This window comes from Pseudomonas sp. Sample_20 (assembly GCF_004307585.1).
GTDB lineage: Bacteria > Pseudomonadota > Gammaproteobacteria > Pseudomonadales > Pseudomonadaceae > Aquipseudomonas > Aquipseudomonas atacamensis.
Map to the genome: position 1 here is coordinate 13,990 of NZ_RCOA01000079.1, position 21,960 is coordinate 35,949.

General features: G+C 61.5%; 24 protein-coding genes. 16 read left to right on the forward strand and 8 right to left on the reverse strand.

Annotated features, from left to right (window positions below; all coding sequences use genetic code 11):
• Positions 1 to 24: 24 nt before the first annotated feature.
• The 7 genes from urtE to ureC all read left to right on the forward strand — a co-directional run bounded on the left by urtE (position 25) and on the right by ureC (position 5,358).
• Positions 25 to 723, forward strand: coding sequence for an urea ABC transporter ATP-binding subunit UrtE (gene urtE / locus D8U70_RS17010; protein WP_016771889.1), 699 nt, complete (start codon positions 25 to 27; stop codon positions 721 to 723).
• 43 nt (positions 724 to 766) lie between these two features.
• Entirely contained in the window at positions 767 to 1,606 is an 840-nt protein-coding gene (locus D8U70_RS17015) for an urease accessory protein UreD (protein WP_073471746.1), read from the forward strand.
• 227 nt (positions 1,607 to 1,833) lie between these two features.
• Complete coding sequence (gene ureA / locus D8U70_RS17020) at positions 1,834 to 2,136, forward strand: urease subunit gamma (protein ID WP_003221215.1); 303 nt, start codon at positions 1,834 to 1,836, stop codon at positions 2,134 to 2,136.
• 9 nt (positions 2,137 to 2,145) lie between these two features.
• Positions 2,146 to 2,679: a GNAT family N-acetyltransferase gene (locus D8U70_RS17025; protein ID WP_024011402.1), complete on the forward strand. Its 534-nt coding sequence runs from the start codon at positions 2,146 to 2,148 to the stop codon at positions 2,677 to 2,679.
• Between the two features lie 5 nt (positions 2,680 to 2,684).
• Positions 2,685 to 3,221 carry a GNAT family N-acetyltransferase gene (locus tag D8U70_RS17030; RefSeq protein ID WP_073471741.1) on the forward strand — a complete coding sequence of 179 codons (537 nt, stop codon included), beginning with the start codon at positions 2,685 to 2,687 and terminating at the stop codon, positions 3,219 to 3,221.
• Complete coding sequence (locus D8U70_RS17035) at positions 3,218 to 3,526, forward strand: urease subunit beta (RefSeq protein ID WP_016771893.1); 309 nt, start codon at positions 3,218 to 3,220, stop codon at positions 3,524 to 3,526. The genes D8U70_RS17030 and D8U70_RS17035 overlap by 4 nt, the downstream gene beginning before the upstream one ends.
• Positions 3,527 to 3,657: 131 nt before the next feature.
• Positions 3,658 to 5,358, forward strand: a complete 1,701-nt coding sequence (ureC, locus tag D8U70_RS17040; RefSeq protein ID WP_071174262.1) for an urease subunit alpha — start codon at positions 3,658 to 3,660, stop codon at positions 5,356 to 5,358.
• Between the two features lie 59 nt (positions 5,359 to 5,417).
• Here ureC and D8U70_RS17045 read toward each other — a convergent pair whose 3' ends face one another.
• The 3 genes from D8U70_RS17045 to D8U70_RS17055 form a co-directional block, all read right to left on the reverse strand.
• Complete coding sequence (locus D8U70_RS17045) at positions 5,418 to 6,818, reverse strand: hypothetical protein (RefSeq protein WP_073471737.1); 1,401 nt, start codon at positions 6,816 to 6,818, stop codon at positions 5,418 to 5,420.
• Between the two features lie 203 nt (positions 6,819 to 7,021).
• On the reverse strand, positions 7,022 to 7,327 hold the full coding sequence (locus tag D8U70_RS17050; protein ID WP_016771896.1) for a chaperone modulator CbpM: 306 nt from the start codon (positions 7,325 to 7,327) through the stop codon (positions 7,022 to 7,024).
• A 23-nt stretch (positions 7,328 to 7,350) separates the two neighbouring features.
• Positions 7,351 to 8,295, reverse strand: a complete 945-nt coding sequence (locus tag D8U70_RS17055; RefSeq protein WP_130929364.1) for a DnaJ C-terminal domain-containing protein — start codon at positions 8,293 to 8,295, stop codon at positions 7,351 to 7,353.
• 290 nt (positions 8,296 to 8,585) lie between these two features.
• Here D8U70_RS17055 and D8U70_RS17060 point away from each other — a divergent pair, with 290 nt between their 5' ends.
• Complete coding sequence (locus tag D8U70_RS17060) at positions 8,586 to 9,860, forward strand: Hsp70 family protein (RefSeq protein ID WP_130929365.1); 1,275 nt, start codon at positions 8,586 to 8,588, stop codon at positions 9,858 to 9,860.
• 156 nt (positions 9,861 to 10,016) lie between these two features.
• Here the strand turns inward: D8U70_RS17060 and D8U70_RS17065 are convergent, their stop codons facing one another.
• The 3 genes from D8U70_RS17065 to D8U70_RS17080 all read right to left on the reverse strand — a co-directional run bounded on the left by D8U70_RS17065 (position 10,017) and on the right by D8U70_RS17080 (position 12,525).
• Complete coding sequence (locus tag D8U70_RS17065) at positions 10,017 to 11,030, reverse strand: membrane protein (protein WP_016771899.1); 1,014 nt, start codon at positions 11,028 to 11,030, stop codon at positions 10,017 to 10,019.
• A gap of 331 nt (positions 11,031 to 11,361) precedes the next feature.
• The gene (locus D8U70_RS17075) at positions 11,362 to 11,667 is read right to left on the reverse strand and encodes a PsiF family protein (protein ID WP_016771900.1); all 306 of its coding nucleotides are present in this window, start codon (positions 11,665 to 11,667) and stop codon (positions 11,362 to 11,364) included.
• Between the two features lie 63 nt (positions 11,668 to 11,730).
• Positions 11,731 to 12,525 carry a helix-turn-helix transcriptional regulator gene (locus tag D8U70_RS17080; RefSeq protein ID WP_130929366.1) on the reverse strand — a complete coding sequence of 265 codons (795 nt, stop codon included), beginning with the start codon at positions 12,523 to 12,525 and terminating at the stop codon, positions 11,731 to 11,733.
• A gap of 97 nt (positions 12,526 to 12,622) precedes the next feature.
• Between D8U70_RS17080 and D8U70_RS17085 the strand changes: the two genes are divergently transcribed.
• Positions 12,623 to 13,510 carry a DMT family transporter gene (locus D8U70_RS17085; protein ID WP_130929367.1) on the forward strand — a complete coding sequence of 296 codons (888 nt, stop codon included), beginning with the start codon at positions 12,623 to 12,625 and terminating at the stop codon, positions 13,508 to 13,510.
• Positions 13,511 to 13,606: 96 nt separating this feature from the next.
• Here D8U70_RS17085 and D8U70_RS17090 read toward each other — a convergent pair whose 3' ends face one another.
• Positions 13,607 to 14,485 (reverse strand): triacylglycerol lipase, encoded by an 879-nt coding sequence (locus tag D8U70_RS17090; protein ID WP_073471729.1) that lies wholly within the window; start codon positions 14,483 to 14,485, stop codon positions 13,607 to 13,609.
• A 282-nt stretch (positions 14,486 to 14,767) separates the two neighbouring features.
• Here D8U70_RS17090 and D8U70_RS17095 point away from each other — a divergent pair, with 282 nt between their 5' ends.
• Positions 14,768 to 15,298 (forward strand): ferritin-like domain-containing protein, encoded by a 531-nt coding sequence (locus D8U70_RS17095; RefSeq protein WP_016771904.1) that lies wholly within the window; start codon positions 14,768 to 14,770, stop codon positions 15,296 to 15,298.
• A gap of 119 nt (positions 15,299 to 15,417) precedes the next feature.
• Here the strand turns inward: D8U70_RS17095 and D8U70_RS17100 are convergent, their stop codons facing one another.
• Positions 15,418 to 17,493 carry an AsmA family protein gene (locus tag D8U70_RS17100; protein WP_130929368.1) on the reverse strand — a complete coding sequence of 692 codons (2,076 nt, stop codon included), beginning with the start codon at positions 17,491 to 17,493 and terminating at the stop codon, positions 15,418 to 15,420.
• Positions 17,494 to 17,877: 384 nt separating this feature from the next.
• Here D8U70_RS17100 and D8U70_RS17105 point away from each other — a divergent pair, with 384 nt between their 5' ends.
• The 6 genes from D8U70_RS17105 (at position 17,878) to D8U70_RS17130 (ending at position 21,796) form a co-directional block, all read left to right on the forward strand.
• Positions 17,878 to 18,300 (forward strand): hypothetical protein, encoded by a 423-nt coding sequence (locus D8U70_RS17105; RefSeq protein WP_130929369.1) that lies wholly within the window; start codon positions 17,878 to 17,880, stop codon positions 18,298 to 18,300.
• A 154-nt stretch (positions 18,301 to 18,454) separates the two neighbouring features.
• A complete protein-coding gene (locus D8U70_RS17110) occupies positions 18,455 to 19,087 on the forward strand; it encodes a TetR family transcriptional regulator (protein WP_039756961.1) in 633 nt (210 codons plus the stop codon).
• A 298-nt stretch (positions 19,088 to 19,385) separates the two neighbouring features.
• The gene (ureE, locus tag D8U70_RS17115; RefSeq protein ID WP_016771908.1) at positions 19,386 to 19,886 is read left to right on the forward strand and encodes an urease accessory protein UreE; all 501 of its coding nucleotides are present in this window, start codon (positions 19,386 to 19,388) and stop codon (positions 19,884 to 19,886) included.
• The gene (locus D8U70_RS17120) at positions 19,883 to 20,557 is read left to right on the forward strand and encodes an urease accessory protein UreF (RefSeq protein WP_130929370.1); all 675 of its coding nucleotides are present in this window, start codon (positions 19,883 to 19,885) and stop codon (positions 20,555 to 20,557) included. Before ureE ends, D8U70_RS17120 begins: the two co-directional genes overlap by 4 nt.
• A gap of 24 nt (positions 20,558 to 20,581) precedes the next feature.
• A complete protein-coding gene (gene ureG, locus D8U70_RS17125) occupies positions 20,582 to 21,196 on the forward strand; it encodes an urease accessory protein UreG (protein ID WP_073471723.1) in 615 nt (204 codons plus the stop codon).
• Between the two features lie 27 nt (positions 21,197 to 21,223).
• Positions 21,224 to 21,796 carry a HupE/UreJ family protein gene (locus tag D8U70_RS17130; RefSeq protein ID WP_130929371.1) on the forward strand — a complete coding sequence of 191 codons (573 nt, stop codon included), beginning with the start codon at positions 21,224 to 21,226 and terminating at the stop codon, positions 21,794 to 21,796.
• Positions 21,797 to 21,960: the final 164 nt, after the last annotated feature.

The window sequence follows — 21,960 nt, forward strand, 5'->3', positions numbered from 1 at the left end:
CGATCACCGGGGGAGAATTTGGACATGCTGCAAGTCGACAAGCTGCATCAGTACTACGGCGGTAGCCACATCCTGCGCGGCCTGAGCTTTGACGTGAAGGTTGGCGAAGTGACCTGCCTGCTCGGCCGTAACGGCGTGGGCAAGACCACCCTGCTCAAATGCCTGATGGGCCTGCTGCCGGCCAAGGAAGGTGCAGTGAACTGGGAAGGCAAACCGATCACCACGTTCAAACCGCATCAGCGTGTGCATGCCGGTATCGCCTACGTGCCGCAGGGCCGTGAGATCTTCGGGCGCCTGACGGTAGAAGAAAATCTGCTGATGGGCCTGTCGCGGTTTCCAGGCTCAGAAGCCAAAGAAGTTCCAGGTTTCATCTACGAACTGTTCCCGGTGCTGCTACAAATGAAGCAGCGCCGTGGCGGCGATCTGTCCGGCGGTCAGCAACAGCAACTGGCAATCGGCCGGGCGCTGGCCAGCCGCCCGCGCCTGCTGATTCTTGATGAGCCGACCGAAGGCATTCAACCGTCGGTGATCAAGGAAATCGGCGCGGTGATCAAGCAGCTCGCGGCGCGCGGTGACATGGCGATTCTGCTGGTCGAGCAGTTCTACGACTTTGCTGCAGAACTGGCCGATCAATACCTGGTGATGTCGCGGGGCGAGATCGTCCAGCAGGGTCGCGGTGAAAATATGGAGGCCGAAGGTGTACGCGGGCTGGTCACGATCTAACGCGCCGGTCTAATCTGTAGCTTCCTAACGATAATCACAAACCATGAATTCGATTGTTGCACCTGCCCTGTTTACCCCGAGCTGGCACGCCGAGCTGGAACTGGCCTACGCGCGTTTCGGCGATTGCACGCGTCCGGTCATGCGCCGCCACCTCGGCCCGCTGCGCGTGCAAAAGCATCTGTACGCCGAAGGCCCCGAGGTCTGCCAGCACATCATCGTCCATCCGCCGGGCGGAATTGCCGGTGGTGATCGGCTGGACATCAGCGCGCGCGTCGAACACAACGCCTGGGCACAGATCACCAGCCCCGGCGCCGCCAAGTGGTATCGCGCGGGCGGGCCGGCGTATCAGCAGCTCGACTTGCAAGTCGCTGCCGGCGCGACCCTGGAATGGCTGCCGCAGGAAACCATCGTCTACAGCGCCGCGCAGGCCGAGTTGGCCACAACGATCGAGCTTGAAGGCGATGCGCGGCTGTTCTACTGGGACGTGGTGGCGCTCGGTCGTCCGGCCAGCGGCGAGCGTTTTGACCTCGGGCATTTTCAGGCGCACCTGGATATCCGCCGCGATGGTCAGTTGCTCTGGCACGAACGGCAGCGCATTGTCGGTGCGGACGGTTTACTCGACTCGCCGATCGGCCTGGATGGCAATCCGGTGTTCGCAACGATGCTGGTGACCGGTGAGATAGACGCCGGGTTGCTGGAGCGCTGCCGCTCGCTGGGGCACGAAGTGCGTGGAGACTTGACGCAGTTGCCGGGGTTGCTGGTGGCGCGGTGTCTGGCCGGTGAGGCGTTGCTCGCCCGCGCCTGGCTGATTGATTTATGGCGACTGCTAAGGCCTGCGCTGCTGGGCCGCGAAGCTATCGCGCCAAGAATATGGAGCACCTGAAACCCCGACCCTCACCCCCCGCCCTCTCCCGGAGGGAGAGGGAGCCTGACCGAGTCGTCTGAAATGAATTTATCTGCCTGAACGAATATTGCTGACTGAATTGGCCATTGAAAACAACCAAGATCAGTCCCCTCTCCCTCGGGAGAGGGCTAGGGTGAGGGGCTGCTCCAACTGGCACCCCACACTTCTCGAGAGCCACCCGAATCTGCCCTGATGGAACCCGAACCATGGACCTGACCCCACGCGAAAAAGACAAGCTGCTGATCTTCACCGCCGGCCTCGTCGCCGAGCGGCGGCTGGCCCGTGGCGTGAAACTCAATTACCCGGAAGCCATGGCCTACATCTCCGCCGCGCTGCTCGAGGGCGCCCGCGACGGCCAGACCGTGGCCGAGCTGATGCATTACGGCACCACCCTGCTCAGCCGTGAACAAGTGATGGAAGGCATCCCGGAAATGATCCCGGAGATCCAGGTCGAGGCGACGTTCCCCGACGGCACCAAACTGGTCACCGTTCACCAGCCGATCGTCTGAGGCCGCGCCATGACTTACAGCATTCGCGATGCGAGCCGGGCCGACCTGCCGGCGATCCGCGACATCTACAACGACGCCGTGCTCAACACCACGGCGATCTGGAACGAACAAGCGGTCGACCTCGGCAATCGCCAGGCATGGTTCGACGCGCGGCAGTTGCAGGCGTATCCGATTCTGGTGATCGTCGACCATGAAAACGCAGTGCTGGGTTACGCCTCGTTCGGCGACTGGCGGCCGTTCGACGGCTTCCGTCACACCGTCGAGCACTCGGTGTACGTGCGCAGCGATCAACGCGGCAACGGCCTCGGCCCGCAACTGATGACCGCGCTGATCGAACGCGCCCGCACTTGCGGCAAACACGTCATGGTCGCCGCCATCGAAAGCGGCAACGCAGCCTCGATCCGCCTGCACGAGCGCGCCGGTTTCCGCATCACCGGGCAGATGCCGCAAGTGGGCACCAAGTTCGGCCGCTGGCTCGATCTGACCTTCATGCAGTTGACCCTCAATCCCGGCGCACAGCCGCCGGGTGCCCACAAGGAGTGATGTCGATGAACGCCGCCCAGTTGCGCCGCGTCAACGCTGAGAGTTTTGCCCACTATCGCCAGGGCCTGATCGATCTGCTGCTCGACGCCGTCGGTTACGGCGCCAGCGTCGGCTTCATGGCCGACCTCGATGCCGCCCAGGCGCGCGCGTATTTCGATGAGGTGCAGGACAACATCAACAAAGGCAGCACGCTGCTCTGGGTAGTGGTGAAGGACGAGCAGGTGCTGGCCAGCGTGCAACTGGGCCTGTGCCAGAAGGCCAATGGTCTGAACCGCGCCGAAGTGCAGAAACTGCTGGTGCGCGAACACGCGCGGCGCCGTGGCCTCGGCCAGCAACTGATGCAGGCGCTGGAACTCGAAGCGCCCAAGCACAAGCGCGGCATGCTCTATCTCGACACCGAGGCCGGCTCGCCGGCGGAAGATTTCTACAAGGCGCTGGGCTACGTGCGCGCCGGCGAAATTCCCGATTACGCCTGCGACCCCAACGGCACCTATCGTCCGACCGCCCTCTATTACAAAGTCCTGCAAGGAGCCCAGCGATGATTCCTGGCCAATACCAGATCCAGCCCGGCGACATCGAACTCAACGTCGGCCGCCGCACCGTGAGCCTGAAAGTCGCCAACAGCGGTGACCGGCCGATCCAGGTCGGTTCGCACTTTCACTTTTTCGAAACCAACGACGCGCTGACCTTCGACCGTGCCGCCAGTCGCGGCATGCGCCTGAATATTCCGGCGGGCACGGCGGTGCGCTTCGAGCCGGGCCAGAGTCGTGAAGTCGAGCTGGTCGATTACGCCGGGCATCGCCGGGTGTTCGGCTTTGCCGGCCGCATCATGGGTGATCTCGACTGACGGATCGTTCCCACGCTCCGCGTGGGAATGCATCCCGTGACGCTCCGCGTCACAAAAGGCGGACGCAGAGCGTCCATGGCGGCATTCCCACGCAGAGCGTGGGAACGATCATTGAATCCCAAGGCAAGCACATGAAGATTTCTAGAAGCGCCTACGCCGACATGTTCGGCCCCACCGTCGGCGACAAGGTGCGCCTGGCCGATACCGAGCTGTGGATCGAAGTCGAGAAGGACTTCACCACCTACGGCGAGGAAGTGAAGTTCGGTGGCGGCAAAGTCATCCGCGACGGCCAGGGCCAGAGCCAGTTGCTCGCCGCCGAAGTGGTCGACACGCTGATCACCAACGCGCTGATCATCGACCACTGGGGCATCGTCAAGGCCGACGTCGGCCTCAAGGACGGGCGCATCGCCGCGATCGGCAAGGCCGGCAACCCTGACGTGCAGCCCAACGTGACCATCGCCATCGGCGCCGGCACCGAAGTGATTGCCGGCGAAGGCATGATCCTCACCGCTGGCGGCATCGACACGCATATCCACTTCATCTGCCCGCAGCAGATCGAAGAAGCGTTGATGAGCGGCGTCACCACCATGATCGGCGGCGGCACCGGTCCCGCTACCGGCACCAACGCCACCACCTGTACCTCCGGCCCGTGGCATCTGGCGCGCATGCTCCAGGCCGCCGATGCCTTTCCGATGAACATCGGCCTGACCGGCAAGGGCAACGCCAGCCTGCCGGAGCCGTTGATCGAACAGGTCAAGGCCGGTGCCATCGGCCTCAAACTGCACGAGGACTGGGGCACCACTCCGGCGAGCATCGACAACTGCCTCAACGTCGCCGACCAGTACGATGTGCAGGTGGCGATCCACACCGACACCCTCAACGAATCCGGTTTCGTCGAAACCACCCTCGGCGCATTCAAGGGCCGCACCATCCACACCTATCACACCGAAGGTGCCGGTGGCGGCCACGCGCCGGACATCATCAAGGCCTGCGGTTTCCCCAACGTGCTGCCGAGTTCGACCAACCCGACCCGGCCGTTCACCCGCAACACCATCGACGAACACCTCGACATGCTGATGGTCTGCCATCACCTCGACCCGAGCATTGCCGAAGACGTCGCCTTCGCCGAAAGCCGTATCCGCCGCGAAACCATTGCCGCTGAAGACATCCTCCACGACCTCGGCGCGTTCTCGATGATCAGCTCCGACAGTCAGGCCATGGGCCGCGTCGGTGAAGTCATCACGCGCACCTGGCAGACCGCCGACAAGATGAAAAAACAGCGCGGCCCACTGCCCCAGGACGGTGAGGGCAACGACAACTTCCGCGCCAAGCGTTACATCGCCAAGTACACCATCAACCCGGCGATTACCCACGGCATCAGCCATGAAGTCGGCTCGATCGAAGTCGGCAAGTGGGCCGATCTGGTGCTATGGCGTCCAGCGTTCTTTGGCGTGAAGCCGACGCTGATTCTCAAGGGTGGCGCGATTGCCGCGAGCCTGATGGGCGATGCCAACGCCTCGATTCCGACACCGCAACCGGTGCATTACCGCCCGATGTTCGCCAGCTACGGTGGCTCGCTGCACGCCACCAGCCTGACCTTTATCAGCCAGGCGGCGCAGGAGGCCGGGTTGCCGGAGGCTCTGGGGTTGAAAAAGCAGATCGCTGTGGTGAAGGGCTGCCGCGACGTGCAGAAAACCGACCTCATCCACAACGACTATTTGCCGAACATCGATGTCGATCCGCAGACCTATCAGGTCAAGGCCGATGGCGTGTTGCTGTGGTGCGAACCGGCGGAAACGCTGCCGATGGCGCAGCGCTATTTTCTGTTTTGATTAGGGGCGCGCTGAATACGGACTCGCTGGTTCGTATTCAGCAGCTATCGCTCAGGCGATCACGGAAACAACTTCGCGATGTCCGCGTCGCTGTAGTTGTAATTGATGCGTAACTCGGTTCCTGCCGGAATATCTTCGGTAGCGAAGATGGCGTTGAGAATGAAGTCGCGGGTGACCAGTTCCTTGCCTATCAACTGTTGCGCTTCAACATCGAATGGCACGAATTCGACGTTATAACCATCCGTGGCCTGGCGAACCGGCTTGCCCGTTGCGTTGTACCAGAAATGCGTATTGATCCTGGAGATGATCGTGTCACCGACCATCGCCAGCTGGACGGGGATCAGATATCCAGGTCCTGGCTGGTAACGCACGCCGACCTTCATGGTGTATGACTGCTGGGGCAGCGGCACAAGACGTCCTGGCATGATGGCGCCAGCATAGACGCCGACCACCTCGCCTCGGCTGATGCGCCGGTTGGCAACCACCATGGACTGGCCGACCAGGGCCCGCTCACCGGGCGCACGCATGTCGGCCTCGGTGAACAGTCGCCATTGCAGCTTTTCTTCATACAGCCGCGCGACATGCTCGTAGGCGCCAAACTTGATGTACGGCTTGATCTGCTCGGAGGTGTATCGGCCGCCGTCTTCGAAACGCACGAGGGTCTGGAGCTTCTTTATGCGGATAGGTGTGCCGGCGATGTCCCGGAATGGATATTTGCCGTTATTGGCTCGGTCGTAGACCCCGGGCCGATTGCTGAGAAACGAAAAGCGCGTTTCGCTGCGCATCGCACTCAACTCGTCAGCAGTGAAAGGTTTGACGGGCATCGACTCGGACGCCAGATAGAAATGTTCATCTGCCGCATCGACATCGTCGGGCAGCTCTTCAAGGGCTGACTCATAGTCTTCATCACTCTGCCGCGCCGCCCTGCGGCTTTTACCCGGTACAACGGCGGCGTCCGGCGATGCGCTGAAATCCTCCAGCGAGTACCAGTGCTTGTTCAACGGATCGTAGGCAAGCACTGGACCGGACGGCTGCAGCTCGCTGGACAACCGGGCCCGATGCAGACCGGTCTCGGCATCGACGCCGATCAGCACCGTACCACCGCCCTGCAAGTCCGCGTATTGGCGACCCTTGAATAGGCGAAACCCGTCAACGTCCGCTTGCGGTAGAGGGGCTGTCGAGGCGATCAGGTAACGCTCCAGCGCGGAGGCTGCAACGGTTGGGGCGGAACCCGAGGTAGACGGCGTCGGATGGACTTGCACGCTGTGCGGCGCAATTGCAGTTTCCATTTGCTGCTTGCTGCTGCCGGGTTCGCTGGTATCGGGCGGGGTCTTGCGAATGAACGGACCGGGGGTCAGGTGCGGCGACTCGATACCGTGCGTGGCGGAATCCCGGGATGTGCGCCCAGGGGTGGTGATATCGACTGCGCCCGGCTTGGGCGGCTTGGGTCTGACTGGCATTGACAGGCTTCCTTGCAAAGATTGCGCAGCGCTGGCCAGTCTGGCTGGCGCTACGACCGTCGGCATCCATTGCCAACATGTGCCCGGAAAACTATCAGACCATCCTGCCGGTTCATACCGGGTGAAACACTCGCAAACACTAACCCGGCACCAGCGGGCCGACTCGCGATGAGGCCGGGTCAGACCTCATCGCCTCAAACAACCTATTCGACCACCAGCCGCCCCAACCGCTGGCGCAACATGCGGTTCTCGGCGCGCAACTGCTTCACCTCATCCAACAGATCCAGCGCCAGCGCGACGCCTTCCCACTCCAGTTCCAGATCACGGCGCAGCTTCGCCGCGCGCTTGGCCAAGGCCAATTCGTAATCGGTGAAGCGCCATTCCCGGGGCTGCGCGCCCTGAGGTTCGAGGATGCCGTGTTCGACGATTTCGATCACGTAGACGTCCGACAAATCGGCCGCCTCACAGAATTCTGCCAGGTCCAGTTGAACGATCAGGGGGCTGCTCATGATGGGCTACTCCGTCGTCGGGTTCAGAAGTTCTCTCGCGGGTTGAACGCGGCTTTCTTCGCCAGTTCATGCCACAGCGCCTTGACCTCATCGTCGGAGGCTTTCGGCATCACGGCCTTGAGCTGCACGAACAGATACCCGCGTTCGCCGGCCTTGTTCAGCAGGCCATGGCCCTTGGCGCGCATGCGCTGGCCATTCTGGCTGCCGGCCGGGACCTTGAGGTTGATCTTGCCGGTCAGGGTTGGCACGGCCACTTCGGTGCCCAATGCCAATTCCCATGGAGCCAGGGGCAAGGTGATGATCAGGTTCTCGCCTTCGACATCGAATTTCGGGTGCGGCGCAAACCGGATAGTCAGGTACAGATCGCCATTCGCCCCGCCACCGATGCCCGGTGCGCCCTGGCCCTTCAGGCGAATCCGCTCGCCGTCGGTGACGCCGGCCGGAATCTTCACGTTCAGGCTCTTGCTGGTGTTGCTGACGTGTTGGCCGTGCGCGTTGTATTGCGGCACCTGAAAGGTGACTTTCTTCGATTCGTTCGACAGGGTTTCTTCGAGGAAGACCGGCAGTTCCATTTCCACGTCTTGCCCTCGGCGTCCGCGTGATTGGCGGCTCTCGGCGCCACCGAAACCGGGGCCGCGATTGCCGAAGATCGAACTGAAGAAGTCCGAGAAGTCGCCCGTGTCGCCACCGCCACCGCCGAAGCCGCCACGGCTCTGCCAGCCCGGCGGGCCCTGGAACGGCTGACCGTGCTGGCCATAACGGCGCAGTTCGTCGTATTCGGCGCGCTTGTCGGCGCTTTTCAGCGCTTCATAGGCTTCCGAGGCGTCCTTGAACTTGGCCTCGGCGTCTTTTTCCTTGCTGACATCGGGGTGGTATTTGCGCGCCAGCTTGCGATAGGCCGCCTTGATGGCCTTGTCGTCGGCTGTCGGCTCCACGCCGAGTATCTTGTAATAGTCTTTGAAGTCCATGGAAGGATCACCATCCGTTATCGATTTCGCGCCGAGACCAGCATGCGCCGATTGGCACGTGCCGGGTTGACCGATCTCAAGTTTGTGACCGGGTGGCGCCGCAGAAGTTTATCGGCAGTGGACGACGGTTCTTGCGACCGCCGGTGTGTCTGCCGGCCCATGCCAGCAAGTTTGGGGCGAAGCGGCGCTTTTCAAGCTGTCTGCCGGCGAAATAGCGGATGACCGGCCTTCGAATCTGCCGCGCACTGGCATACACTGCGCGGCCGTTTTTTCACCGGAATCCGAAAGACATGAAAGACGCCTCTCCAGCCCGTGCCTGCGGCATCGACTTCGGCACGTCCAACTCCACCGTCGGCTGGCTGCGCCCCGGCATGGACACCATGATCGCGCTGGAAGACGACAAGATCACCCTGCCGTCGGTGGTCTTCTTCAACATCGAGGAACGTCGCCCGGTCTACGGTCGCCTGGCCCTGCACGAGTATCTGGAAGGCTACGAAGGTCGGCTGATGCGCTCGTTGAAAAGCCTGCTCGGCTCCAAGCTGATCAAGCACGACACCAGCGTCCTCGGCACGGCGATGCCGTTCAAGGACCTGCTCGGGCTGTTCATCGGCCAGCTCAAGAGCCGCGCCGAAACCGCCGCCGGTCGGGAATTCGAGCAAGTGGTGCTGGGCCGTCCGGTGTTCTTCGTCGACGACGATCCGCTGGCTGACCAGGAAGCCGAAGACACCCTGGTCGAAGTGGCGCGCAAAATCGGTTTCAAAGATGTGTCGTTCCAGTACGAACCGATCGCGGCAGCGTTCGACTACGAGTCGACCATCGAGAAAGAAGAACTGGTACTGATCGTCGACATCGGCGGTGGTACCTCTGACTTCTCGCTGGTGCGCCTGTCGCCCGAGCGTCGTGGTGTCGACAACCGTCACGATGACATCCTCGCCACCGGCGGCGTGCACATCGGCGGGACCGACTTCGACAAACAGCTGAGTCTGCAAGGCCTGATGCCGCTGTTCGGCTACGGCAGCCGCATGAAGAGCGGCGCCTACATGCCAACCAGCCACCACATGAACCTGGCGACTTGGCACACGATCAACTCGGTGTACTCGCAGAAGTCCACGCTGGCACTGGGCAGCATGCGTTACGACATCGAAGACACCGGCGGCATCGATCGCCTGTTCAAGCTGATCGAACAGCGCGCCGGGCACTGGCTGGCGATGGAAGTGGAAGAAACCAAGATCCAGCTGACCCACGCCGACAGCCGCCATGTGCCGCTGGACCGCATCGAAGCCGGGCTGAGCGTCGAGCTGAGCCGCGCGTTGTTCGAATCGGCGATCGAGGCTTTGCTGGAGCGTGTGCGCGGCAGCGTTACGCAGTTGTTGAATGACGCTGGCGTGGCGGTCGATCAGGTCGACACGGTGTTCTTCACTGGAGGTTCGAGCGGCATCCCGGCCCTGCGCAACAGCGTCTCGGCAATGCTGCCGAACGCCCGGCATGTCGAAGGCAACATCTTTGGCAGCATTGGTAGCGGTTTGGCGATTGAAGCGATGAAGCGTTACGGTTCGATGGCCTGATCACAATCTGTGGCGAAGAGCCTTCGTGGCGAGGGGATTTATCCCCGTTGGGCCGCGAAGCGGCCCCGCTCCTGAGCTTGAAAGCAGGGGCCTGCTGCGCAGGCCAACGGGGATAAATCCCCTCGCCACAGATGCATTCAATTCAGTTGCCTGGCCTTAGACCATCCCGCCCAGCTTCAGCTCACTCTTCAGATACGCGTAATAAATCGGCCCTGCCACCACCCCCGGCAAACCGAACGCGGCTTCGAACACCAGCATCGCCAGAAGCAACTCCCACGACTTGGCACTGATCTGCCCGCCAACGATGCGCGCGTTGAGAAAGTATTCGAGCTTGTGGATAACGATCAGGTAGCCCAGCGCGGCGATCGCCACCCAGATCGACAGCGACAGGCCGACGATGGTGATCAGCGTGTTCGACATCAGGTTGCCGATCACCGGCAGCAGGCCGAGCAGGAAGGTCAGCACGATCAGGGTTTTGGTCAGCGGCAGCTTGATGCCGAACATCGGCAGGATCACCGCGAGGAAGATCCCGGTGAACACGGTGTTGAGCAGGGAAATCTTGATCTGCGCGAAGACGATATTACGAAACGCCTGCACCAGCAGATGCAAACGGTCGAACAAAGCGGCGGCCAACGGCTTGCGCTTGGTCACGTCGGGGATGCGCTGCAGGGCGATGATCGCGCCGAGCACCATGCCGATCAGCAGGGTGACGAACATGTGCGCAGCGTCCTTGCCGACCAGTTGCAGGTCGGCCAGATGCTTGCTCGCCCACTCGCCGATCGCCACGCGAAATTCCGCCGCGCTGGCCGGCAGATAAGCGTCGATGAACGGCGGCAACTGCCCGCGCGCGCGATCGACCACGCCCATGAATTTATCGAGCGAGGCGCCGGGGTTTTCCGCTTCATGCAGGAGGAAACTGATGGCGCCGGCGAAGATCAGCGCCAGCGCACTCACCACCAGCGTGCCGAGCAGCGCCACCGCCAACCAGCGCGCACGCCGCCCTTCGATCAGCCGTTGCAGTTGCGGGGTGAGCATGTTGACCAGCTCGAACACCAGCAACCCGGCCAGCAGGCTCGGCAACAGGCGCAGCGGCAGCACCAACAGCAAACCGCCAAAAATGATGATGCAACTGACCCAGAACACAACATGACGCTGAGAAAACGTTGGCATACAGCCTCAAAACGAACGGCGTGAAAGGATGGGCAGTCTGCCAGCGATCCGGGGTTAGCACTAGGGATATGCGGGGTTTCGGATTTTCGTGCAAGGCTTGCGAATTTCCCCCTCACCCTAGCCCTCTCCCAGAGGGAGAGGGGACCGATTGGGGGTTGCTCGAAAAATTTTCCGACCTGAACGTGCAGTGCCGAATCCGCAATCGACCCGGTATTTCAGACCCCAGTTCCTGTCGGCATCTATGCGGTCGGTCCCCTCTCCCTCCGGGAGAGGGTTAGGGTGAGGGAAAATCTCAAGCCGACCGAGTCAATCGGACACCCATGGCGCCCCCTTATTTTTTCTTCAGACACTCACTCATGAACGCCTTGCGCGCATCGCCCGTCAGTGCCTTGGTTTTCGCATCGGCATTGCAGGTGGTCATCTTCTGCTGCTGCGGGGTCAGCTCCTTGCCATCGTTGGCCGCTGGTGCCGCTTTCAGGCAGGTGCTCATGAACGCCTTGCGCTCGTCGCCCTTCAGGCTTTTGGCGGTCGCATCGGCATTGCAGGTGGTCATCTTGTTCTGTTGCGCCGTGGCGGCGAAACCCTGGGAACACACAAGCAGCCCGATCATCAACAACGGCACACGCAACATCTTCATGGAGTTTTCTCCTTGTTGCCGCACCGATGGATGCGGCCTCTGTCGCAGTGTAGTCAAAGCTTGTTACACCTTCCTGCCCTCGAGGTGGCTGCGCCGATACTGCTCAGGCGTGCAACCGGCCTGGCGCGCGAACATGGCGATGAAGGCCGAGCCGCTGCTGTAGCCGAGGTCGAAAGCGATTTCCTGCACCGAACGCGAGGTTTCCAGCGCCTCGATCGCCGCCAGATAACGCAAGCGCTGACGCCACTCGCCAAAGCTCATGCCCAGCTCGCGGACAAACTGCCGGGCCAGGGTGCGCTCGCTGACATGCACTTGCGCGGCCCAATGCGCCAACGGTTGGTTGTTGCCCGGCGCGGCCTGCAAGGCGTCGAGAATCGTCAGTAAGCCCGGGCTGCTCGCATACGGCAGGTAACATTCCTGCACCGGTGCCTGTTGCAGTTGATCGACCAATACCTGGGCCAGACGCTGATCGGCCTCATGCTCCGGAATCTTCACATCGCGGGCAGCGAAGTCCTTGAGAATCGCCTTGAGAATGTCACTGATCGCCAAGGTGCAGGCCCGCGCCGGCAACCGTGTGCAAACACTTGGATCAAGACACACCGCGCGATAGTTGACCGGCTGATGGCTGTAGAAACTGTGCTCGACCTCGGGCGGCACCCACACCGCGTACTGCGGCGGCGACATGAAGCGGCTGCCGTCGACATCCATGTGCAATACGCCATGGGCCGCGTATTCCAGCGTGCCCCAAGGATGCCGGTGTGGCGCGGCATATTCGTGGGCGTTGAAATCGGCGTAGCGGAAATACACCGCTGACGGCAATTCGCTGAAATCGAGCAGATCGATGTGTTTGCTGTTCATGCTGTCCGGATGCAGAGGCAGGTTGTCCGGTTCGCAGTATAGGCCTGCATCCAGACAGGCGATAATCGCGCTTCATCAACGTTCTGGTTTTTGTCCCATGCAATACGCGTTTCCCCTGCTGGCGATTTTCATCTGGGCCGGCAACACCGTGATCAACAAACTGGCGGTCGGCGCGATCTTCCCCGCCGAGATCGGTTTCTATCGCTGGCTGCTGGCCGGCGTGCTGTTCACGCCATTCATGCTGAAGAAAGTCATCGCCCACTGGCCGCAGATTCGGCCGAACCTGGGGCGGATTTTCGTCCTCGGCGTGCTCGGAATGGCGGTGTATCAGAGCCTCGCCTATTTCGCCGCAACACTGACCACCGCGACCAACATGGGCATCATCCTGTCGCTGATGCCATTGATGTCGCTGGCCATGGCGATCATCAGCCTCGGCCAGCGCCTGACGGCTGGTGCGCTGGTCGGTGCGGTGCTGTCGTTCGCTGGCGTGCTGGTGGTGGTGTCATCCGGCAGCCTCGATGCGCTGCTGCAACACGGGGTCAATCTGGGCGATGCGATGATGCTGGTCGCGACGCTGGCCTATGCGGTTTACAGCACGCTGCTGAAAAAGTGGCAACTGCGCCTGCCGCCATTGGTGCTGCTGTACTTGCAGGTGCTGGTGGCGATTGTGGTGTTGTTTCCGCTGTTCGCGATGTCGCCGAAGACCGGGCTGAACCTGCAGAACGTACCGCTGGTGCTGTATGCATGCCTGCTGGCCTCGATGGTCGCGCCGCTGGCGTGGATGCAGGCAGTGCAGCGGCTGGGACCGAGCCGAACGACGTTGTTTTTCAATCTGCTGCCATTGATTACCGCGTTGATTGCAGCAGTAGTGTTGAAGGAACAGTTGGCGATGTATCACCTGGTGGGCGGATTGCTGACCTTGGGTGGGGTGGTTTTGTCGGAGCGCTGGACCACGGTGCTGGGCCGGCGGATCGGCGTTGCCTGATTGAAAAGATCGCAGCCTTCGGCAGCTCCTACAGGACACCGCATTTCAAGGGTAGGAGCTGCCGAAGGCTGCGATCTTTTGATCTTGATCCTGCTTTCATAACCCAGCCGCCTCCAGCCGCGCCGCATGCTCGACAAACAGCCGTACCGGATCCGCGCCTTTGCCCACCAGTCCCAGCGACTGATTGACGATGTCGAAATGATCCAGCGGATAGTCATCACCGATCACCGTGCCCAGATGCGAGCTGTAACGGCCGACCATGCCATCGCACTGCCCCGGCTCACGGACGAAGGTTCTGGCAAACAAGCGACAACTGCGGTTGGTGCCGTCAAAAAGATTGCCGCCACGATCGGTCTTGCCCGGTTGCAGCGTCCCTGACCAGGAGTAATAGCGCACACCGTTGACCTCTTCCGGCCCCTGCCCGCCCCACGTTTGCGGCAGCCCCTGTGGATAACGTTGATTGAATAATGCGACGCCCGCCGTGGTCAGCGATTGGTGGGAAGCGTGGATATCCACCGGCAGTTTCGGCCCGTGATAACCCGTGTCGAGCAATGCCATGACCCAGCCGATCAGGCGCAGCAACGCTTCGAGCAAGCGCCCCTTGGCGCTGTTGGCGGGATAGTGCTTTTCCAGATAATCCGCCAGTTCGGAGCCATGATTCGGCCCGGCGACCGATGTTACCGAGGCGACCAGATCCGGACGCTTCGCCGCCGCATACCGTGCAGTCAACGCGCCTTGGCTGTGGCCAAACAGATTGACCTTTTGCGCCCCGCTCTCGCGCAGGACTTCCTCGATCCGCGCCAGCAACTGCTCGCCGCGCACTTCAGTAGAGTTGAGCGGCGAGACCTGCACCGCGACCACCGTCGCACCACCACGGCGCAAGGCCTTGATGATGCCGAACCAATACGGATAAAGCACCAGCCGGACAAAGCCGAGCATGCCCGGCACCAGCACCAGTGGATAACGTGTCGACATGGGTTACATCCTTGTGCGCGGTGAGTGGATGCCAGACCTGCAAGACGCCCGCCAAGCATCCAGCGTGACGATGACAACTGAACGATGAGCCTACTTCAGCCCGCCACGATCCGCTCCACCGAAACCGGTCTGACTCTCCCGACATCGCAGTCTTCAGCAGTTCCTGCAGCGCGTCCGGCGTAAATCGCATAAAACTTTTCGCTTCGCTCAAGACTCACAACCTGGGTAGCGACCGCGTCTTCAGAACGTGGCGCCTATCGGATTAGCCTCCAGGAGAATGAAATGAGTGACGTGCATTTGTCTGATGTTCAAACCCTGCGCGAACGCGCGCGGCAACACGTGGAAAACGGCGCGGTCACCGAGGGCTACAACGCCAACCGTGAGGAAATACTGCGTTTGCTCAATGAGTCGCTGGCCACCGAGCTGGTGTGCACCTTGCGCTACAAGCGCCACTACTTCATGGCCAACGGCCTGAAAGCCAACGTCGCCGCCGACGAATTTCTCGAGCACGCCAACCAGGAAGCCGAGCACGCCGATCGCCTCGCCGAACGCATCGTGCAACTGGGCGGCGAACCGGAGTTCAACCCTGACCTGCTGAGCAAGATGTCCCACGCGCAATACGTGGCCGGCAACACACTCAAGGAAATGGTTTACGAAGATCTGGTGGCCGAGCGCATCGCCATCGACAGCTACCGCGAAATCATCCAGTACATCGGTGACAAGGACCCGACCACCCGCCGCATCTTCGAAGATATCCTCGCCCAGGAAGAAGAACACGCCGACGACATGGCGGATATCCTTAACGATCTGTAATCCCGTCACACCGCTTTCGCGAGCAGGCTCGCTCCCACACTGGAACGTATTTCAATTGAAGAAATGCGTTCGAATGTGGGAGCGAGCCTGCTCGCGAAGGCGCCTTCAGAGACGCCGCATTACTTGCTGGGTTTAACGGTCACCGGCGCCTTGCCCTGCTTCATCTGCTCCAGCAACGGCGCGCACTGATTCGGTTCGCCACCGCTCGGCGCCACCAGCGCCAGCAATCCCGCCGCCGGTGCGGCTATCACGCCCAGCGCAACCATCCCCGCCCCGCGCAGCATCAACGGTACGGCTTTGACGCCGGCATCCGGTTTGATGAACTTGCCGCGCACATATAGCGGCGAGCGCAGCGAGATCAGACGCCAGCCTTTCGACTCCGGGGTCACGGTCAGATCGAGTTGCTCGGTAGCCATGTTCGCTGTGCCATCGATGTAAATGATCGCGTTCTCGGTATCGAAGACAAACAGCCGTGTCGTGGCCAGGCCGGTCTTGATGTCGAAGTCCGCCGCCGCGCAATTGATCTTCACTTCCTTGTCACCAAAGATCTTGCCGACCACGTAGTTACCGACGTTGAGCCCGGCCAGCTCCATCAGCTCGCGGCTGATCGCACCGTCGTTGATCAGCATCTTCAGATTGCCGTTGGCGCCGCCGAGCAGCTTGGCCACGGAGTTGCCACGGCCACTGATGTCGGCATCGCCATTGAGCTCACCGAAACTGGTTTTCATCGGTTCGAAGGTCGGGAACAACTCTTTGAGTTTGAATTTGCGTGCGGTCAAACGCGCCCGGCCTTCCAGCGGCTCGGTGCGGCCATTGAGGCGAATCAGCGCATCCAGCGTGCCGCCGGCGACGCCAAAGCGCAGCGGTTCCAGGCTGAGCTCGCCGTCGTTGAGTTTCAGATGGGTATAGAGATCGTTGAACGGCAGCTTCTCGCTGTGGACGATGCGTTTGCCGGTGAACTCGACATCGGCATCCATGGCGCGCCAGCGATCGGTTTTGAATTCTTCGACCGGCAGGACTTTATCTGCCGGCTGCTTGCTCGCGCCGCCACGGGCCTTTTGCTCGGTGTTGGAATCAGCCCCGATCAACGGTGCAAGGTCGGCGAACAGCAGTTGATTGGAGAGCAACGCACCGCTGAGTTTTGGCCGTGGCTGGCTGGCCACGTAGGTCAAGTCGCCGTGAATATCGCTGTCGCCGATCTTGCCGTTGAATTTTTCATAAGTGAATTTCGCCCCGGCCTCGTCATGCAGCTTGGCGATCAGGTGGCCGTCGGTGGAATACGGTGGGGTGTCCGGCAGCGTCACGCCGGTCAGCGGGTAAAGATTGCCGAGGCTGTCGCCAGCGAGCTTCAAGCGCAGGTCGAGGGCCCCGAGATTCAGCGGGTCAGTCAGGGTGCCGGCCAGTTCGATACGGGTGTCGCCGATCTTCGCCTGGGCCTGCAACGGGAACGGCTTGCTCGCGTCCTGCAAGGCCAGCAGCCCGCCGATCTTGCCCTGCCCGGTGAGGTTCTGCCCGTGGTATTGGCCTTTGACCTTGAGTGCAAAGGCATAGTCCTGCGGTGCGCCGCCCTTGTCCTGAGCGGTTTTCGCCGCTTTGTCGCCGACAATCTCGCTGAATGGAATCGGCTTGCCGAGCGGGTCGATCAACACATCGAGGTTGGTCTTCAGGGTCTGGTCGTCGAGGGTCACGTGGCCCTTGTCGAAACCGATCGCGCCGATATCGACCACCCAGCTCGACGGCTCGGCGTTCGGGTCCTTGGGATCGAATTTGAAGGTCCAGTTCGCGCGGCCATCGGCCAGACGTTGCAGTTCGGCATTCGGCTCGGTCAGGTCGATGCGCGGAATCACCACGCGCTGGGCCAGCAGGGCCAGCGGCGAAATGCGCAGTTCAACGCGTTTGAGCGTGACCATCTGCGGCTGTTTCGACCAGTCCGGGTTGCCCAGACTCAGATCCTCGGCGACCACGTGCGGCCACGGCACCCAAGAGCGCCAGCCGCCTTCTTCCGGCTCGCGCTGCCAGATCACAGCGAGGTTGCCATTGATGGCAAACGCCCGGTGCAGTTCTTCCGAAACTTTCTCGTTGATCGTGGGTTTGATCCGGTTCCAGTCGAAAAACACGATGATCAGAATCAAGGCTGCCAGTAGCAGCGCGAGGATGGCGAAGGTCCAGCTGAAGATTTTTCCAGTGCGCGTCATGCACAAAGCTCCTGATCACGACCGCACGCCGGACATCCCGACGCACAGCTGAAACGGCAGACCGAAGCGGCCCCTATGCAGTCTGTGACTGGCGAAAGGCCCGCAGGTTTAATTGAAAGGCAGTTTAAGCCATAAAAAGGCCGGCAAAACTGACCGATCGGTCGAGCAGTGTTACCGCGACCCGCACTTTTGCGAGGCACGAGTGAGTCGAAAATACCCACGACGGTGCAAAACCGTCGCCCGCAAAGGCCCGATCTAGAGCCTTCGCGCCGAACAATCAATTCTGTTGATTATTACCATTGCGTTTATGAACTTTTATATCGACTTATCGAGAGTAGCATTGCCCTCGTACCCACTTTATCGCCCTCCCAAGGAGCCACTATCATGAAACGCCAATTACTGCTCAGCCTTACCCTGTCGATGCTAGCCAGCACTGCTTTTGCCCTGCCCGCTGCCGATCAGGCCACTCCGCAAGTCAAAGACAGCCACTCGGTGTTCAGCCAGACTCTCGCTGAAGACGGCTACGACAAAACCCCACAAGGTCAGACTCTGGCTGAAGACGGCTATGACAAAACCCCACAAGGTCAGACTCTGGCTGAAAACGGTCGCAACCGCCTCCAAGAAAAAGGTCTGGTTGAAGATGGCTATGACAAGACGCCACAAGGCCAGGCTCTAGCCGAAAACGGCCGCAATCGTCTCGAAGAAAAAGGCTTGGTGGAAGACGGCTACGACAAGACTCCACAAGGTCAAGCCCTCGCCGAAGGTGGTGGTGACCGTGTGATCGAACGCAACAGCGCCGTGAGCTGAGCCTATGACGGCCCAGCGAAAAAGCCCAATCAGCGGATTGGGCTTTTGACTTTTCAGCTTCTGTGAATCCCTCGCTGCATGACTCCCCGTTCGACGCCGACAAAGCCGATTTGCTAGAGTGCGGCGCTTGTCCTGCCGAAGAACACACCCTGCGATGCTGCCCCGCGCCGAACAGAAACAACAGACCCGCAACGCCCTGATGGACGCTGCCCGCCACCTGATGGAAAGCGGCCGAGGATTCGGCAGCCTGAGCCTGCGCGAAGTGAGCAAGACCGCCGGCATCGTGCCCACCGGTTTCTACCGGCACTTTGCCGATATGGACGAGTTGGGGCTGGTGCTGGTCAGCGAAGTCGGCCAGACCTTCCGCGAAACCATCCGCCTGGTGCGGCACAATGAATTCGTCATGGGCGGCATCATCGACGCTTCGGTGCGCATCTTCCTTGATGTGGTCAACGCCAACCGCTCGCAATTCCTGTTTCTCGCTCGCGAACAATACGGCGGCTCGCTGCCGGTACGTCAGGCGATCGGCCGTTTGCGCGAGAACATCAGCGCCGACCTCGCGGCGGACCTGGCGCTGATGCCCAAGCTGCAACATCTGGACATCGCCGGTCTCAGCGTGATGGCCGACCTGATCGTCAAATCGGTGTTCGCCACTCTCCCCGACATCATCGACCCGCCCGCCGAAGCCTTGCCGGAGCATCTGACGCCGCAGGCGAAGATCACCCAGCAACTGCGCTTCATCTTCATCGGCCTCAAGCACTGGCAAGGGCTGGGCAGTACCGAGTAATCCCTCTTTATCTGACACAGCGCAAAGCCCCTGTGGGAGCGAGCCTGCTCGCGAAAGCGCTGGATCAGCTGAATACATCTGTCTGACACGGCGCATTCGCGAGCAGGCTCGCTCCCACATTGAACATCCGCCACAGCCTCGCTTTGGTGCATGACAAATCCTTCATGCACCAAAACCTTCCAGAATAGCCGCACCTGTTGAAAGATCAGGCACGCGCCGACAGCTATTTCCTACAGATCGCCCGATTGGCGCGGCGCTTGCTCTAGCCCAATCAACGTTCATTGCTGGAAGCTTTCCGATGCTGGTGATTCATCGCAGAATCGACCCTCAACCCGTCTGGGCCGCCGAGCTGCACCTGACCTTCGAAGCGCGCAGCAAAAGCCGTTTGCGCTGTTTCAGTGCCGAAGGCGAAGACGTCGGGTTGTTTTTGGAGCGCGGCCAGCCACCGCTGTATGACGGCGAATGTCTGCAGGCCGAAGACGGCCGTGTCGTGCGCGTCTGCGCCCGTCCCGAACAACTGCTCCACGTCACTTGCGCCAATGCGTTCGAACTGACGCGCGCGGCCTATCACCTCGGCAACCGCCACGTCGCCCTGCAAGTCGGCGACGGCTGGCTGCGCCTGCTCGACGATTACGTGCTCAAAGCGATGCTCGAACAGCTCGGCGCCCGAGTCGAGGCCATCGAAGCGCCGTTCCAGCCGGAACACGGCGCCTACGGTGGCGGCCATCATCATTCCCGCCACGGTGACGAAGACTTCAACTACGCGCCGAAACTCCATCAGTTCGGCGTGCGCCTGTGAATCCGGCCTGGGCGCTGCTGCGTCTGGCCAGTCCGCAACTGCCGATTGGCGGCTACAGCTATTCCCAGGGTCTGGAAATGGCGGTGGATAACGGCCGGGTCCACAACCCTGACGCCGCCCGCCGCTGGATCAGCGATCAACTGCTGCTCAATCTCGCCCGCTTCGAAGCGCCGCTGCTGTTGGCGCATTGCCAAGCCGCAGCAGATGAAAACTGGGCCGAATTACGACAACTCTGCGAGAGCCACCGCGCCAGTCGCGAAACCCGTGAGTTGCATCTGGAGAGCCGGCAGATGGGTTACTCCTTGCAGCAGTTGTTGAACGGTTTGCCGGAACTCGATGCGCCCGCCCGCGACTTTCTTGACCAGACCACAGAACCGCACCTGGCCTTGTGCTGGGCACTGGCGGCACGCGCCTGGGGCATCAGCCCGCAGGACGCTCTTGCCGCGTGGCTGTGGAGCTGGCTGGAAAACCAGCTCGCCGTGCTGATGAAAACTCTGCCGCTGGGCCAGCAAGCCGCCCAGCGCCTGACCAGCGAACTGCTGCCGCTGCTGCAACAGGCCCAGCACGACGCGACCCACCTCAACCCCGAACACATCGGCAGCGCCGCGTTTGGCCTGTCTCTGGCGTGCATGGCCCACGAGCGCCAGTACAGCCGTCTGTTCCGTTCCTAGGGCCCGTCTACTTTGGAGAATCACATGAACACACAACCTCTGCGCGTCGGCATCGGCGGCCCGGTCGGTTCCGGCAAAACTGCGCTGACACTCGCCCTATGCCTGGCCCTGCGCGAGCGCTACAACCTCGCCGTGGTCACCAACGACATCTACACCCGCGAAGACGCGGATTTCCTGGTGCGCAACGAAGCCCTCGCGCCGGAGCGGATCATCGGCGTGGAAACCGGCGGCTGCCCGCACACGGCGATCCGCGAAGACGCCTCGATCAACCTTGAAGCGGTCGACCAACTGAACCGGCGCTTTCCCGGGCTGGATCTGATTCTGGTGGAGTCCGGCGGCGACAACCTCTCGGCGACCTTCAGCCCGGAGCTGTCGGATCTGACCATCTACGTGATCGACGTCTCCGCCGGCGACAAGCTGCCGCGCAAGGGCGGCCCGGGGATCTGCAAGTCCGACCTGCTGGTGATCAACAAGATCGACCTCGCGCCACTGGTGGGCGCCTCGCTGGAAATGATGGACAGCGACACCAAACGCATGCGCAACGGCAAGCCGTTCGTGTTCAGCAACCAGAAAACCGGTCAGGGCCTCGCAGAAATCATCGCCTTCATCGAACGTCAGGGCCTGCTGACCGCCGCCTGATCCACTTATCCACAAGGAAGCTTATCCATGACACTCAAACGCATTCTTGGCGCTCTGGCGTTGCTGCTGACACCGGCGCTGGCCTTCGCTCACCCGGGCCATGGCGACAGTGGCCTCATCGCAGGCATCAGCCACCCGATCGGCGGGCTCGACCACTTGCTGGCAATGCTCGCCGTCGGTTTGTGGGCGGCGCAGCAACAAGGCGCGGCGCGCTGGGCGCTGCCGTGCACCTTTGTCGGCACCATGTTGCTCGGAGGCTTGCTCGGTTTTGAAGGGCTTGAGTTGCCGGCGCTGGAAAGCGGGATCGCCGCCTCGGTATTGGCGCTGGGCCTGGCCGTGGCACTGGCGGTGCGTCCACCGCTGGTGATGGCGGTGACAGCGACGGCGCTGTTTGCGCTGTTCCATGGCGTGGCGCATGGGCTGGAGCTGCCGGAAATGAGCAGCCCGTGGGCGTATGCGGCCGGGTTCGTCGCAGCGACGGCGGTGTTGCATGCACTCGGTTATGGCGTGGTGCGAGTTCTTCCGCAGGCAGCGGCGCCGCTGGTGCGGTTGGCGGGTGCGGCTTCGGCGGCGACCGGAATGTGGTTGCTGGCAGGCTAATCTCTATCGCCTGAGCCGGCCTCATCGCTGGCAAGCCAGCTCCCACAGGTTATTGGGTAAGTCCACAATTGTGTGAACACTCAATTTCCTTGTGGGAGCTGGCTTGCCAGCGATGACGGCCGATCAGACACCAAACCTTTAAAGGCTGCCTCTCTGCTACCATG